At 72.4% G+C, this 13061-nt stretch carries 16 protein-coding genes; 9 read left to right on the plus strand and 7 right to left on the minus strand.

Going from position 1 to position 13061, the window contains the following annotated elements; all coding sequences use genetic code 11:
• Nucleotides 1-132: 132 nt before the first annotated feature.
• Complete coding sequence (locus DEI84_RS08640; protein ID WP_110823544.1) at nucleotides 133-417, plus strand: GNAT family N-acetyltransferase; 285 nt, start codon at nucleotides 133-135, stop codon at nucleotides 415-417.
• A 10-nt stretch (nucleotides 418-427) separates the two neighbouring features.
• On the opposite strand, the gene DEI84_RS08645 is transcribed toward DEI84_RS08640, so the two are convergent.
• The gene (locus DEI84_RS08645) at nucleotides 428-757 is read right to left on the minus strand and encodes a hypothetical protein (protein WP_110890432.1); all 330 of its coding nucleotides are present in this window, start codon (nucleotides 755-757) and stop codon (nucleotides 428-430) included.
• A gap of 100 nt (nucleotides 758-857) precedes the next feature.
• The gene (locus tag DEI84_RS08650; protein WP_110890434.1) at nucleotides 858-1907 is read right to left on the minus strand and encodes a biotin/lipoate A/B protein ligase family protein; all 1050 of its coding nucleotides are present in this window, start codon (nucleotides 1905-1907) and stop codon (nucleotides 858-860) included.
• A gap of 440 nt (nucleotides 1908-2347) precedes the next feature.
• Here DEI84_RS08650 and DEI84_RS08655 point away from each other — a divergent pair, with 440 nt between their 5' ends.
• Nucleotides 2348-3523 (plus strand): S9 family peptidase, encoded by a 1176-nt coding sequence (locus DEI84_RS08655; protein WP_110890435.1) that lies wholly within the window; start codon nucleotides 2348-2350, stop codon nucleotides 3521-3523.
• Between the two features lie 35 nt (nucleotides 3524-3558).
• Here DEI84_RS08655 and DEI84_RS08660 read toward each other — a convergent pair whose 3' ends face one another.
• The gene (locus DEI84_RS08660; RefSeq protein ID WP_110890437.1) at nucleotides 3559-4431 is read right to left on the minus strand and encodes an alpha/beta hydrolase; all 873 of its coding nucleotides are present in this window, start codon (nucleotides 4429-4431) and stop codon (nucleotides 3559-3561) included.
• 78 nt (nucleotides 4432-4509) lie between these two features.
• Here DEI84_RS08660 and DEI84_RS08665 point away from each other — a divergent pair, with 78 nt between their 5' ends.
• The 3 genes from DEI84_RS08665 (at nucleotide 4510) to DEI84_RS08675 (ending at nucleotide 7120) form a co-directional block, all read left to right on the plus strand.
• On the plus strand, nucleotides 4510-5652 hold the full coding sequence (locus tag DEI84_RS08665; RefSeq protein WP_110890439.1) for an inorganic phosphate transporter: 1143 nt from the start codon (nucleotides 4510-4512) through the stop codon (nucleotides 5650-5652).
• An 11-nt stretch (nucleotides 5653-5663) separates the two neighbouring features.
• Complete coding sequence (locus tag DEI84_RS08670; protein WP_110890441.1) at nucleotides 5664-5933, plus strand: hypothetical protein; 270 nt, start codon at nucleotides 5664-5666, stop codon at nucleotides 5931-5933.
• 248 nt (nucleotides 5934-6181) lie between these two features.
• On the plus strand, nucleotides 6182-7120 hold the full coding sequence (locus tag DEI84_RS08675; RefSeq protein ID WP_110890443.1) for an acetamidase/formamidase family protein: 939 nt from the start codon (nucleotides 6182-6184) through the stop codon (nucleotides 7118-7120).
• Between the two features lie 122 nt (nucleotides 7121-7242).
• On the opposite strand, the gene DEI84_RS08680 is transcribed toward DEI84_RS08675, so the two are convergent.
• Complete coding sequence (locus DEI84_RS08680; RefSeq protein ID WP_110823537.1) at nucleotides 7243-7995, minus strand: SDR family NAD(P)-dependent oxidoreductase; 753 nt, start codon at nucleotides 7993-7995, stop codon at nucleotides 7243-7245.
• 150 nt (nucleotides 7996-8145) lie between these two features.
• Here DEI84_RS08680 and DEI84_RS08685 point away from each other — a divergent pair, with 150 nt between their 5' ends.
• Both DEI84_RS08685 and DEI84_RS08690 read left to right on the plus strand, forming a co-directional pair.
• Nucleotides 8146-8610 (plus strand): MarR family winged helix-turn-helix transcriptional regulator, encoded by a 465-nt coding sequence (locus DEI84_RS08685; RefSeq protein WP_110890444.1) that lies wholly within the window; start codon nucleotides 8146-8148, stop codon nucleotides 8608-8610.
• Complete coding sequence (locus tag DEI84_RS08690; protein WP_110890446.1) at nucleotides 8607-9953, plus strand: MFS transporter; 1347 nt, start codon at nucleotides 8607-8609, stop codon at nucleotides 9951-9953. The genes DEI84_RS08685 and DEI84_RS08690 overlap by 4 nt, the downstream gene beginning before the upstream one ends.
• Before the next feature lie 54 nt (nucleotides 9954-10007).
• Here the strand turns inward: DEI84_RS08690 and DEI84_RS08695 are convergent, their stop codons facing one another.
• Nucleotides 10008-10898, minus strand: coding sequence for an alpha-E domain-containing protein (locus DEI84_RS08695; RefSeq protein WP_181420393.1), 891 nt, complete (start codon nucleotides 10896-10898; stop codon nucleotides 10008-10010).
• Between the two features lie 163 nt (nucleotides 10899-11061).
• Between DEI84_RS08695 and DEI84_RS08700 the strand changes: the two genes are divergently transcribed.
• Nucleotides 11062-11571 carry a MarR family winged helix-turn-helix transcriptional regulator gene (locus DEI84_RS08700; protein ID WP_110890450.1) on the plus strand — a complete coding sequence of 170 codons (510 nt, stop codon included), beginning with the start codon at nucleotides 11062-11064 and terminating at the stop codon, nucleotides 11569-11571.
• A 38-nt stretch (nucleotides 11572-11609) separates the two neighbouring features.
• Nucleotides 11610-11798: a hypothetical protein gene (locus tag DEI84_RS08705; RefSeq protein WP_110899798.1), complete on the plus strand. Its 189-nt coding sequence runs from the start codon at nucleotides 11610-11612 to the stop codon at nucleotides 11796-11798.
• 6 nt (nucleotides 11799-11804) lie between these two features.
• Here the strand turns inward: DEI84_RS08705 and DEI84_RS08710 are convergent, their stop codons facing one another.
• Both DEI84_RS08710 and DEI84_RS15680 read right to left on the minus strand, forming a co-directional pair.
• The gene (locus DEI84_RS08710; RefSeq protein ID WP_258371740.1) at nucleotides 11805-12686 is read right to left on the minus strand and encodes an NAD(P)-dependent oxidoreductase; all 882 of its coding nucleotides are present in this window, start codon (nucleotides 12684-12686) and stop codon (nucleotides 11805-11807) included.
• 151 nt (nucleotides 12687-12837) lie between these two features.
• The coding region (locus tag DEI84_RS15680; RefSeq protein WP_181420394.1) for a hypothetical protein at nucleotides 12838-13061 on the minus strand (224 nt) is incomplete at its 5' end.

The following is a 13061-nucleotide window of genomic DNA, read 5'->3' on the forward strand; positions in this document are numbered from 1 at the left end:
GCCGAGTAGCCCCGGACGAGGGCGGGTCCGTGCGACGGGACACCGTCGCGCGCACCCGCCCTCGTCACGTTCCGCGCCCGCACCGGGACGACTCCGTGCCCACTCCGGGCCGACCGGGGTAACGTCCGGACGATGAGTCTCGACGTGCGCAACGACACCGACAAGAACCAGTACTCCCTCGTCGAGGACGGCGAGGTGATCGGGCTGGCGGCCTACGAGGTCGACGGCGACGAGATCCGCTTCGTGCACACCGAGGTCGACCCCGAACACCGCGGCGGCGGCCACGCGTCGATGCTCGTCCAGAACGCACTCGACGACGTCCGCGCGAACTCCGACCGACGTGTCGTCGCCCAGTGCAGCTACGTCGCGGCCTGGGTCGAGCGGCACCCGGACTACCAGGAGCTCACGGCTCGCTGACGCGTTCCGGTCAGTACTGGCGGTCGTGCGTACCGGCCCGGTGCGCACCAGCCGAGTGTGCCCCGACGGCGGGCACCCGGATGAGCACCGACCCGCTCAGCAGGTCGTGGTCGTGACGGGACGGCGTCGGCGCCTCTCGCGGCAACCGCGCCTGCCGTTCGTACTCGGTCTGCGTCTCGTGCCGCGTCGGGGCGAACACCTCGTCCAGCATCCCGACCGCACCGCCGGATCCGCCCCCGCGCGTGGCCTTGTTCGACAGGTCGATCCAGCCCAGACGGTCGGCGATCCACATCACGATGGCCGCGACGGCCACCGCCCCCAGGAAGATCAACCAGTTCACGGGAGTGACGCTACGTGGCCGATCGACGGAGGACATCCGCCGCGCGGCTGATCCTCGCGATCCGCACCGACGGCGACGGCCGGACCCCGGGAGTCGGCGCTCAGGGCACGCGCTCGAGCCACTCCCGCGTCGAGAACTTCGTCTCGACGAGCTCCTGCGCCCGCTGCCGCTCGGCGTCGGTGACGTGCCCCTCGGTCGCGCCGTAGAGCTTCGTGAACGTGCCGATGAGCCGGTCGATGATCTCGGCGCGGGTGAGACCGGTCTGCGAGCGCAGCGGGTCGACCCGCTTCGCGGCGCTCGTCGTCCCCTTGTCGCTCATCTTCTCGCGGCCGATGCGGAGGACCTCCACCATCTTCTCGCCGTCCATGTCGTAGCTCATGGTGGCGTGGTGGAGGAGCGACCCGGTGCCGAGGCGCTTCTGTGCGGCCCCGCCGATCTTCCCCTTGGTCGAGGTGATGTCGTTGAGCGGCTGGTAGTACGCCTCGATGCCCAGGGACTTCAGCGCCTCGATCACCCACTCGTCCAGGTACGCGTAGGAGTCGGCGAACGTCATGCCCTGCACGAGGTCGGTCGGGACGTACAGCGAGTACGAGATGATCGCGCCCGCGTCCATGAACATCGCGCCGCCGCCCGAGATCCGCCGCACGACCTGCACGCCGTACTTCTCAGCGCCGGCCGGGTCGACCTCGTTCTTGAGCGATTGGAAGGACCCGATGACGACCGCGGGCTGGTCCCACTCCCAGATGCGCAGCGTCGGCCCGCGGCGTCCGGCCCCGACCTCCTCGGTGAGGACCTGGTCGAGCGCGAGGTGCTCGTTCGGGCTGATCGGCCCCTCGTGGACCACCTGCCACTCGTAGTCCCGCCACGAGGAGGCGCGCGAGAGCGCCCGCCGTACCGCGACCCCGACGGACTCGGGCGTGAAGCCGAGCAGGACTGCGTCCTCCGGCAGCGCGTGGCGGACCGCGGCGGCGATGCCGGCCGCGTCGGTGTCGGCACGGAGCCCGTCCACCGCCTGGTCGATGAGCGGGAGCGCGTCGTCCGGTTCCAGGAAGAAGTCACCGGCCAGTCGGAACTGGTCGATCTTGCCGTCGACGACCTCCAGGTCGACGACGACGAGCTTGCCTCCGGGGACCTTGTACTCACCGTGCATGTCGCCACCCTATGCCGGGAGGCCCGTGGCGGCCCCGCAGCGGGACTCCCGTCCGGCGGCCGGGAGCGGCCGGGAACGGCGTCCGTCGCCCGCAGTGCGACCCGATCACCTGAAAACGAACCGAGTTGCCGCTGTGCGTGTGCGGGCGTAGCGTCGTCACCACGCCTGGGGTGCGACCCCCCTCGAGCCTCGGGCGTCGCCACTCGATCCGTTCCCCCCAATGGGTCGAGTGGTCCGGCCCCGGTCTGTTCCCCCCAACAGGCCGGGGCCTTCTCCGTCGGTGGGTGTGTTCGTCCACTGGTCGCGGGTCGGTCGCTGGTTCCCGAATAGGGTCGTCGTGTGGTCAGACAGGACAGCGGCAGCCAAGGCAGCGGCAGCCAGGGCAGCGCCGGACAGCACGACGTCGGACCGGGCGTTGGACGTGGCGGCGGGGTCCGCGCATGGGCATGACCGGCGTCGTGGTCCGTGCTGTGGCGGGAGCGGCCGCCGTGGGGCTCGCAGCATCGACCGCAGCGGGTGTCGTGGTCGCCCGCAAGGCCGTCCATCCGCGTCCGAAGCGGACCGTGACCGTCCTCGACGTGGGTCCCGCGGGCGTCACCGTGCCGGCCGACGAGCAGACCCGGTGCCCGGGCGTGTACCGGGTGTACTTCGGGGACGACGAGCACAGCGTCCTGCTCGGTGACGTCCGCACCGACGACGGCGAGCGGGTGTGCCGCGCGGTGCTCGATGCCCCCGCGACGCTGCCGGCCCCGGGTGATGAACTGCTCTGGACGGGGTACCTCCTCGACCAGCCGACAGCCGTGTCGCCCGACTCCGCCCAGGTCACGATCACGGCGGACGGCTCGGACCGACCGGCCTGGCTCTTCCCCGTGCCCGGGGCGACGACGTGGGCGATCCACGTGCACGGCATCCACTCCAGCCGGACCGCCGTCCTCCGTGGCGTCCCCGACACCCTCGACGCCGGCATGACCTCGCTCGTGATCGGGTACCGCGGCGATGTCGAGGACGACCGTGGACTGCCGGCGACGTTCGGCTCCGACGAGTGGCACGACCTCGACGCCGCGATGCGGTACGCCGTCGACCACGGTGCGGAGCGGCTCGTCCTCGTCGGGTGGTCGATGGGGGCGACGATCGCGATGCACGCGGCGAGCGACTCCGCACTCCGGGACCGCGTGGACGCGATGGTCCTGGTGTGTCCGGCCCTCGACTGGTTCACCGCGCTCCGGTGGGGCGCGGTGAAGGCCGGCTTCCCGGGGTTCCTCGGCGTGCTCGGCGCCGGTGCGCTCACGGTCCCGGGACTCTCCCGGCTCGCCGGCATGCGGACGCCGATCCCCCTCGGACGGATGCGACCGCGGCCGCCGGTCGGGGTCCCGCTGCTCGTGGTCCACAGCGTCGGCGACCGGGACGTACCGATCGACGCCTCGCGGCGCTTCGTCGCGGCGGCGGGACCGGCGGCGACCCTGGTGGAGGTCGCGTCCTGTCCGCACGGCTCGGAGATGAACCGGGACCCGGACCTGTTCCACGGGTCGGTGCGCCGGTTCCTCGCACGCGTGGTGTCACGGTCAGCGGACGCGGACGCGGCCGTTTCCGCGGAGCACGGCGGCACCGCCAGCTGACACGGCATCCTCCGACCGAGGCGTCAGCCCGCCGGTCAGCTGCGGTCGACCGCCCGGTCGAGCCACGCGACGAGGTCCGCGACCACCTCGTCACGGTTCGTCTCGTTGTAGACCTCGTGCCGCGCCCCCTCGTACACGCGCACCGTGACGTCGGAGAGTCGGCCGCGCCGCCGGTACGCCCGCGCGAGCAGCTCGACGGACCGGGGCCCGCCGAGCGAGTCCTCGGAGCCGACCTGCAGCAGCATCGGCAGGTCGTGCGGGATCCCCCGGCGCGGGACCCCGAGCAGCCGGAGGGTGTCCGGCAGCCCGAACAACCCGAGCACGTCGGCCTCGACCGCGAGCGGGTCGACCCCGACGGCGTCGATGACCGCCCGGTCCCGGGTGAGCCACTCGTGCTTCGTCGGACCGGACGCCGCGTGCCGCCGGTTGAGGTCCCCGCCGTTCATGAACCCGGGCAACCGGAGCGCGGTCGCCGACAGCACGACGCCCGCGTACCGCTCCGACGAGGTGTTCACGATCCGCTGGGCCATGAGCGACCCCCACGAGTGTCCGAGCAGCACGACGGGTAGCCCGGGGTCGCCGTCCATCGCCACGGTCGTCATCTGCTCGACCGCCGCGATCGCCGCCCGCAGTCCGCCGGGACCCAGGCGTCCGAGCTTCCCGTGGTCGCCGTCCCACTGTCCGAGACCGGTCCGGCCGTGGCCGCGGTGGTCGGTCGCGTGCACGGTCCAGCCGGCGCGCACGAGGTCCTGGGCGAGCGGCTCGTAGCGCAGCGCGTGCTCCCCGACGCCGTGCGCGATCTGCACGATGCCCTTCGCCCTGCCCGCACGCCAGGTCGAGTAGACGATCTCGACGCCGTGTGCGTCGGTGAACGAGGAGTCACCTCGGGCGGCGGAGAAGGTGGGCACGGCGTCATCCTGGCAGACGTCGCACCTGTTCATCCGTCGTTCACGCGCACCTTCGGGTACCGGCCTAGCGTTCCGCGCATGGACGTCCTCGTCACCGTCGTGCTGGTGATCGTGGTGGCCCTCGTGTTCGACTTCACGAACGGGTTCCACGACACCGCGAACGCCATGGCCACCTCGGTGGCCACGGGTGCCCTCAAGCCCCGCACCGCCGTCCTCATCTCCGCCGTGCTGAACCTCGTCGGTGCGTTCCTCTCCACCGAGGTGGCGAAGACCGTGTCACAGGGCCTCATCCGCGAAGGAGAGGACGGCATCCACATCACCCCGACGATGGTCTTCGCGGGGCTCGTCGGCGCCGTGCTCTGGAACCTCGCCACGTGGTACTCCGGCCTGCCGTCGTCGTCCACCCACGCCCTGTTCGGCGGGCTCATCGGGGCGTCGGTGATCGGTGCCGGGCTGGACTCGGTCGACTGGGCCACGGTCGTCTCCAAGGTCGTGCTCCCGGCGTTGCTCTCCCCGGTCATCGCCGGGGTGATCGCCCTCGTCGCGACCTACCTGGCCTACACGATCACGAAGAACGCGACCACGCACGGCGCCGCCACCGGGTTCCGGCACGGCCAGACGGTGTCCGCCTCCCTGGTGTCGCTCGCCCACGGGACGAACGACGCGCAGAAGACCATGGGCGTCATCACCCTGACCCTCATCGCGGCGGGCTACCAGGGCGCGGGGACCGCCCCGGAGCTCTGGGTGGTCCTGGCCTGCGGGCTCGCGATCGCCCTCGGCACGTACATGGGCGGCTGGCGGATCATGAAGACCGTCGGCAAGCGGATCTCGGACGTGCAGTCCCCGCAGGGGTTCGCGGCGGAGACCAGCTCGGCCGCGACGATCCTCGTGTCCTCGCACCTCGGCTTCGCCCTCTCGACGACGCACGTCACGAGCGGCTCGGTCATCGGTTCGGGCCTCGGCAAGAAGCTGGCCGACGTGCACTGGGGTGTCGTCGGCAAGATCGTCGTGGCCTGGGTGATCACGCTGCCGTCCGCCGCGGTGGTGGGCGGTCTGGCGACGTGGATCGCGTCGAGCTCCACCATCGGGCTGGTCGTCGTGGCGGTGCTGGCCCTGGTCGGCGGGCTCACGTTCGCCGTCCTCGCCCGCCGCAAGCCGATCGGTGCGGACGACGTGCGCGAGGGCGCCCCGGAGCGCGAGTCCGTGGCCGCCGGGAACTGAGGGAGGACCAGATGGACATCGACTTCGGAGCGATCGGCACCGTCGCGGGGGTGGGCTTCGTGGCCGCCGTCGGCGTCGTGCTGCTCTACACGCTCGGCCTGCGCCTGCTCGGCACCGGTCAACCCGCCGACGTCGGCGGCGAGCACACCCAGTACGCCGAGGAGACCCCGCGCTCGGGCTCGACACCGCGCATGGCGTCCCTCGGTGCCGGCGTCTGCTTCGCGCTCTGCGGCGCAGCCGTCCTGTACGGGATCTGGCTGACGATCCCCCAGTTCCACTGACCGTTCGAGACGCCACCGTCTGCTCGAGACACCACCTCGCACCCGAGACGCCGCCGGTTCCGGCGGCGTCTCGTCCGTCGTGCGGCGTCACCCGGAGACGGGCCCGTCTCCCAGGCAGGCCCGTCTCACAGGCTGGGCAGGCAGACCCGCCTCGCAGGCACGCCCACCCCGCCCGCGGCCCACGTCCCGCGCCCGGCCGGGAGGCCCGCCCCACGGCGCCGCCAGGTGCGGCCTGGCAGGATCGCCGAGTGACCCACCACCGCATCGCGACCACCGCGGACACCGCCGTCGACGTGTTCACCGCCGAACGCCGGCCCGTGCTGACGGTCGAGCCCGGCGACACCGTCACCGTCCACACGCTCGACGCCGCCGGCTACACCGAGCGTCTGCCGGCACCGGGCGTCGACGTGCCGACCCTCATCAGTCCGCGACGAGGCCACTGCCTGCTCGGGCCGATCGCGGTCGCGGGCGCCCGTCCCGGGCAGGTGCTGGCGGTCCGGTTCGACGACCTCGTCCCGGACGACTGGGGCTACACCGGTTCCGGTGGGGTGGACACCCCGCTGAACCGAGCGCTCGGGCTCGCCGACCCGTCGACGCGAGGGCCGCTCCTCTGGGACATCGACGCGTCGGCGGGGACCGCCTCCAACCAGCTCGGACTCGGCGTCCGGACCGCCCCGTTCCTCGGCGTCGTCGGCGTCCCGCCGGAGGCCACCGGCGAGCACGTGACCACCCCGCCCCGCGCCGTCGGTGGCGGGAACATCGACTGCCGCGAGCTCGTCGCCGGCGCCACGCTGTACCTGCCGGTGACGGTGCCCGACGCGCTGCTGACGGTCGGGGACGGGCACGCCGCCCAGGGCGACGGCGAGGTCTCCGGCACGGCCGTCGAGTGCGGCATGACGACGACGATGACGCTGTCCCTGCTCGACACGGCGCCGGTCGCGGGCACCCACGCCGACACCCCGGCCGGGCGCATCACGTTCGGCTTCGACGCGGACCTCAACGCGGCGACGACGACGGCCCTCGACCGGATGGTCGACTGGATCGCGGCGGAGCACGGCATCGGCCGCGCCGAGGCGCTCGCGATGGCGAGCGTCGCGGTGAGCATGCGCATCACGCAGATCGCCAACCGGACGTGGGGCGTGCACGCACTGCTCGCACACGGCGCGATCCTCACGCAGACCCGCTGACGGACGGGAGGCCCGGCCGCTGTGAGCAGATCTGCTCACGGCGGTCGGGCCTCCAGTCCGGTGCTGCCGGCGGAGAGCCGGCGCACGGCGGGTCGGCGCTCGGAAACTCAGCGCACGGACGGTCAGTGCGCGGAGTAGCCGCCGTCGACCAGGTGGTAGCTGCCGCTGATGAACGACGCCTGGTCGCTCAGCAGGAACAGGACGAGCGCGGCGACCTCGGTGTCGGTGCCGAGCCGTCCGGCGGCGTGCAGGGACTCGAGGCCGGCGAGCTCGTCGGCGCTCAGCGAGGACCGGACCAGCGGGGTGTCGATGAAGCCCGGGCCGACGGCGTTGGTGCGGACGCCCTTCGCGGTGTACTCGAGGGCGGCGACCTTCGTGAGCCCGACCAGTGCGTGCTTCGACGCCACGTAGGCCGCGTTGTTCGCGATGCCGACCGAGCCGAGGACCGACGACATGTTGACGACGGCGCCGCCGCCCGACTCGAGGATCGCGGGGATCTCGTAGCGGAGGCCGTAGAAGACCCCGTCCAGGTCGACGGCTCGGACGCGGTCCCACGCCTCGACGTCGTACTCGCCGATGGGCTGCGGGGCGGCACCGATGCCGGCGTTGTTCACGGCGAGGTGCAGTGCGCCGTAGGTGTCGACGGCGAACTGCACGGCACGTTCGTTGTCGGCGGCGAGGGCCGAGTTCGCGGCGACGGCGGCCGCGGTGCCACCGGCCTGCTCGATCTCGGCGACGACGCGCTCGGCCGCCTCCTGCTTGATGTCCGTCACGACGACGGAGGCCCCCGCTGCCGCGAGCTCCTTCGCGATCGACTCGCCGATCCCGCTGCCACCTCCGGTGACGATGGCGACCTTGCCCTCGAACCCGTTCATGCGTCCTGCTCCTCCTGGTGCCTTCCGGCCCGTCTCATCTGGGCAACACCTGTTGTCCAGATGCCCATCGTACGCCTGGCGGTCAGAGACAGCGGGGTGAGGCGGCCCAACTTGTTCGTTCGCTGAACTAATGAGGTAGGCTGACGATCCGTGACCGCCACCGACCCGCTCCCGACCACCGCGCGTCGCCGACCCGCTCCGCACGCCGCACTCGCGACCGACGTCCGTGTGGCCGTGAACCGGCTCTCGCGCACGCTCCGCGCGCAGAAGGCCGACACGTCCGTCACCGACGCCCAGTTCTCCGCCCTCGCCCTGCTGCACCGCGACGGGCCGATGACGCTCGCCGACCTCAGCCGGGCCGAGGGCGTCACGCCCCCGTCGATGACGAAGACCGTGGACGTCCTGATCGATCGCGGCCTGCTGACGAAGGACGACCACGGGGACGACCGACGCAAGGTGCTGCTCTGCCCGACCCCGGCCGGCGCAGAGCTGGTCGCCGAGACCCGGCAGCGTCGTGACGACTGGCTCAGTCCCCGGCTCACGGCCCTCACCGCGGCGGAACGACGGACCCTCGCCGCCGCCACGGACGTCATGCGGAAGCTCGCCGCCCGGTGAGCGCCGTGTTCCGGTCCCTCTCGGGACGCAACTACCGCATCTGGTTCGCCGGCGCCCTCGTGTCGAACATCGGCACCTGGATGCAGCGCACCGCCCAGGACTGGATCGTCCTCACCCAGCTGACCGACGACGACGCCGTCGCGGTCGGCGTCACGATGGCGCTGCAGTTCGGTCCGCAACTGCTCCTGCTGCCCTGGACCGGACTGGTCGCGGACCGTTTCGACCGGCGTCGCATGCTCATGGTGACCCAGGGCCTGATGGGACTGCTCGGGCTCGGACTGGCCGTGATGGTCCTCACCGACACCGCGACACTGTGGACCCTGTACGGCTTCGCCCTCGCACTCGGTGTCGTCGCGGCGTTCGACACCCCGGTCCGACAGGCGTTCGTGTCCGACGTCGTGACGGGCGAGAACGTGTCGAACGCCGTCGCGCTGAACTCGGCGTCGTTCAACGCCGCCCGGCTCGTCGGCCCGGCGGTCGCGGGCGTCCTCATCGCGGCGATCGGCTCCGGGTGGGTGTTCGTCATCAACGCGGGGTCGTTCCTCGCGGTGCTCGTGGCCCTGCGCTTCGTCGACCCACGGCAGCTCGCCGACCGCCCGCGGGCCGCCCGCGGGAAGGGGCAGCTCGTCGCGGGGTTCCGGTACGTCCGCACCCGACCGGACATCCTCGTCGTGCTCGCCATGGTCTTCGTGGTCGGCACCTTCGGCGTGAACTTCCCCATCTTCACCTCGACGATGGCGCGGGTGGAGTTCCACCGCGGTGCGGGCGACTTCGGGCTGCTCAACTCGGTGATGGCGGTCGGCTCGGTGCTCGGCGCCCTGCTCGCGGCACGACGCGACGCTCCCCGGATGCGCACGCTGGTCCTCGCCGCCGGCGGGTTCGGCCTCGCCTGCGCCGCGGCCGCCCTCGCCCCGACCTACTGGGTCTTCGCGGTCCTGCTGGCCTTCGTCGGCCTCGCAGCCCTGACCTTCATGACCACGGCGAACGCCCTCGTGCAGACCACCACGACCCCGGCCATGCGGGGCCGCGTGATGGCGCTCTACATGGCGATCTTCGTCGGCGGCACCCCCGTCGGCGCTCCCGTCGTCGGTGCCGTCGCCGACGCCTGGGGACCGCGGTGGGCGATCGTCGTGGGCGCGCTCGCGGGCTTCGTCGCGCTCGCGATCGCCGTCCTGTGGCTCGTCCGGTCCCAGCACCTCCGGCTGCGGTACGACGCCGACGCACGTCTGCACCTCGCCGTCACGCGGTCGACACCGGTGATCGGGACGCGGGCGAGCCGAGCGGCCGTGCGCCGGGACCTCGAGCACGACGAGGTGGTGGCGGACCGGTCGAGCGCCGTCTGAACTGACCTGGCCCTGGCCCTGGCCCGGATTGGCCCGGCCCGGTCCGGCCCGGTGTCAGCGGACCAGTTCGGGTGCGGCGAACACGCGGGCGTCCAGCGCCGCCGTCACCGTCTCCGCGGCCAGCGCGAGCCGCGCTCCGGCGGACCGGGCGGCGTCGACCGCGGTGTCCGGCGTCAGGGTCTCGAGCTCGGCGCGGGCATCGCCGAACGCCCGGACCTCGGCCGCCAGGTGCACGCCGACGAGGTCGTCGAGGCACTCCTCGCTCCGGCGGGTGAGGAAGAGGAGCGAGCGCGGGCTGTGCGCGTCGAGGAGCAGGAACGTGGCCGCCTCGGAGGACGTCGTGCCGCGCCGGTGTTCGCGGTGGAACGCCTCCCCCGCACCGCAGGCACGCAGCGCGGTCGTCCACGACGCCGCCGAGGCCGGGTCGAGGAGGTCGGACGCGAGCATCCGCGCGGTCACCGTCAACCGGGTGAGCGAGCGACCGAGGGTGAAGAACTCCCACACCTCGTCGCGACTGGCGTCCCCGTCGACGACCCCGACCGCGAGGGCGCTCCGTTCGCGGACCCAGCCGAGGAACTCGTGCGCCCGCTCCCCCGCGATCTTGCGCGGCAGCCGCGACCGCGTCGTGTTGAGGCAGTCCCACAGCTCGGTGGAGACGACGTCACGCGCACGACGCGCGTCGTCCCGGGCGACCGCCACCGCAGCGGCGATGGAGGCCGGTTCGTGGCGGTCGAGCGCCAGGGCCTCCAGGGTGGCGTCCGGACCGAGGTCCGCGTCCTCCGGCACGGTGGCGCCGACGACGCAGCGGAGGGTCCGGCCGATCGAGCCCCTCTCGGCCGCGGGGTCCCGGCGCGCGAGGTGCACGTCCAGCAGACGCGCGACGACGTCCGTCCGCTCGACCGCGCCCCCGACGCTGTGGACGCTCCGCGCGAGTCGGTTCAGCACGGCGACTCCTGCATGCGGTGAACCTACTGACCGCGCGTTGCCGGGGTGTTTCGGGATGACGTCCCGGGTGTTGCAGACCGTCGCTCGCTTCGTTCCCTGGACGGTGGACGTGCATGTGACGCGCTCGCTAGACAAACTAACTAGACCGTCTAGCATTGATCCCATGACTTCCGAGGTGACGACAGCAGCCCCGGGTTTCTGGTACGGCGAGGACTCCCGGGTCGACGCGGTGGACGTGCTGAACGCGCTGCGTCGGTACCGCACTGCCGAGAGCTCCGCGCAGCGTCGTGTGCGTGAGGAACTCGGGATCGGTGAGAACGCGTTGATGGCCCTGCGGGTGCTCGTCGACGCCGAGACGTCCGGCCGGACCGTCAACTCGAAGGAACTCGCGGAGCGCCTCGGCATCACCGCGGCGTCGACGTCGGCGCTGGTGGACCGGCTCGTCCGTTCCGGTCACGTGGAACGGCACGCTGACCCGGCCGACCGGCGTGGGGTCATCCTCACCGCCACGGGTCGCTCGATGCGTCGGGCCCTGGCCGTCATCGGGGACCTGGACTCCCGTGCCGTCGAGGTCGCGCAGCACCTGCCCCCGGAGGACATGGCCGTGGTCGTGGCCTTCCTGCGCGAGATGGCGGGCGCCGTCGACGAGTCCGCGGACCATGACGAGTACTGATGTCCGTGTCGCGACACGTCCCGCCGTACGCTGAGGGCATGCGCGAGCCCGAGGACGACATGCCCGCGGCCGAACTCGACGCGCGTGCCCGGGCAGATGCCGCACTGCGACGCATCCGGGACGGCGCGGATCCCGCGCAGGAGGCCTTCACGCTCGCGAACACCCTGAACGACGAGTCCGTGGGCCGGGTCGCCCGACGACTCCGGCAGGTGTTCCGCCGGTCCTGACGGTCGTCAGAACGCGGTGCCGACCGCCGCGATGTCGTCCCCGCCGTGCCCGGCAGCGCTGGCCTCGGCGTAGACCCGGCCGAGTGCGTCGAGCAGGGTGGTGTCGACGCCGGCATCCCGAGCTGCCTCGGTGATGAGAGCGATGTCCTTCCGCAGACCGTCGAGGGCGAACTGCGCCGGGAACTCCTGCGCGATCATCGCCGCGCCCTTCGTGTGGGCGTAGGCGGAGTCGCTCGCCGACCCCTCGATCGCCTGGAGGAACAGCTGCGGGTCGAGGCCGAGTGCCGAGGCGATCGCCAACGACTGCCCGGTGGCCGCGGTGATCGACGCGATCCAGGCGTTGGCAGCCAGCTTCAGGGCAGTCCCCTGGCCGACCCGGTCGCCCGCGTGGACGACCTTGGCGCTGACGGCATCGAGCACGGGCTCGACGACGGACACCGCGTCGGGATCGCCCGCGACGAGCATGGTCAGCTTGCCCTGCTCGGCCGGCGCCTTCGTGCCGAGCATCATGGCCTCGACGAGGGTGATGCCGTACTTCGCGGCGAGCTGCACGACGGTCTCCGTGCCCGGCACGCCGATCGTCGACGCCTGCACCCACACGGCATCTTGCGGCGCATCACCGGCGGCCTGCTCGAGGACGTCCACCACTGCGTCGGTGTCGAACAGGGTCAGCAGCACGACCTGGGCATCGGCGACCGCGTCCGTGACCTCTGCCACGACGGTCGCGCCGAGGTCGGCGAGGGGTCGCGCGCGCTCCGTCGTGCGGTTCCACGCCGTGACGTCGTGCCCTGCGCGGAGCAACGACTGCGCGACACCCGCTCCCATCGCTCCGGTTCCCAACACCGACACGCGCACCGTGGTCTCCTCACCGCGTGGCCCGAGCGCCACGACCAGGTCGACGGTACGCCGCTCCGCGGGGCGGCGTCCCGGCCGACTCTGGCCAGGACGGTGGGGTCGAGGCAGAGGTGGGGGCGAGGCAGAGCGGCGGGGTCGGGCCCCGCGCACCGCAGGGTGCGCACCGCCGGGTGCGCGCCGCGGGTCAGGACCGGATGACGCCGCTCGTGGTGATCCGGTCGAGCTCGACGGCGATCGCGTCGACGACCGCCTTGGTGACGGCGTCGACGACCGCCTCGACCAGGGGCAGCTGCTCACGGCTGACGGGGTACTCGCGCGCCAGGGACGCGCGGAGGCGGGCGGGGATCCCGTCGATCACGGCGATGAGGTCCGTGGGGACGGGTGGGGCGCTGTCTCTTATACACATCT

Source organism: Curtobacterium sp. MCBD17_023 (assembly GCF_003224415.1).
In the GTDB taxonomy this organism is placed as follows: domain Bacteria; phylum Actinomycetota; class Actinomycetes; order Actinomycetales; family Microbacteriaceae; genus Curtobacterium.

Coding starts and splice junctions, on each gene's coding strand:
- DEI84_RS08655 (WP_110890435.1), top strand. CDS start 2,348: ATGGGCATGACCGGCGTCGTGGTCCGTGCTGTGGCGGGAGCGGCCGCC.
- DEI84_RS08670 (WP_110890441.1), top strand. CDS start 5,664: ATGGACATCGACTTCGGAGCGATCGGCACCGTCGCGGGGGTGGGCTTC.
- DEI84_RS08665 (WP_110890439.1), top strand. CDS start 4,510: ATGGACGTCCTCGTCACCGTCGTGCTGGTGATCGTGGTGGCCCTCGTG.
- DEI84_RS08705 (WP_110899798.1), top strand. CDS start 11,610: ATGCGCGAGCCCGAGGACGACATGCCCGCGGCCGAACTCGACGCGCGT.
- DEI84_RS08700 (WP_110890450.1), top strand. CDS start 11,062: ATGACTTCCGAGGTGACGACAGCAGCCCCGGGTTTCTGGTACGGCGAG.
- DEI84_RS08680 (WP_110823537.1), bottom strand. CDS start 7,995: ATGAACGGGTTCGAGGGCAAGGTCGCCATCGTCACCGGAGGTGGCAGC.
- DEI84_RS08650 (WP_110890434.1), bottom strand. CDS start 1,907: ATGCACGGTGAGTACAAGGTCCCCGGAGGCAAGCTCGTCGTCGTCGAC.
- DEI84_RS08640 (WP_110823544.1), top strand. CDS start 133: ATGAGTCTCGACGTGCGCAACGACACCGACAAGAACCAGTACTCCCTC.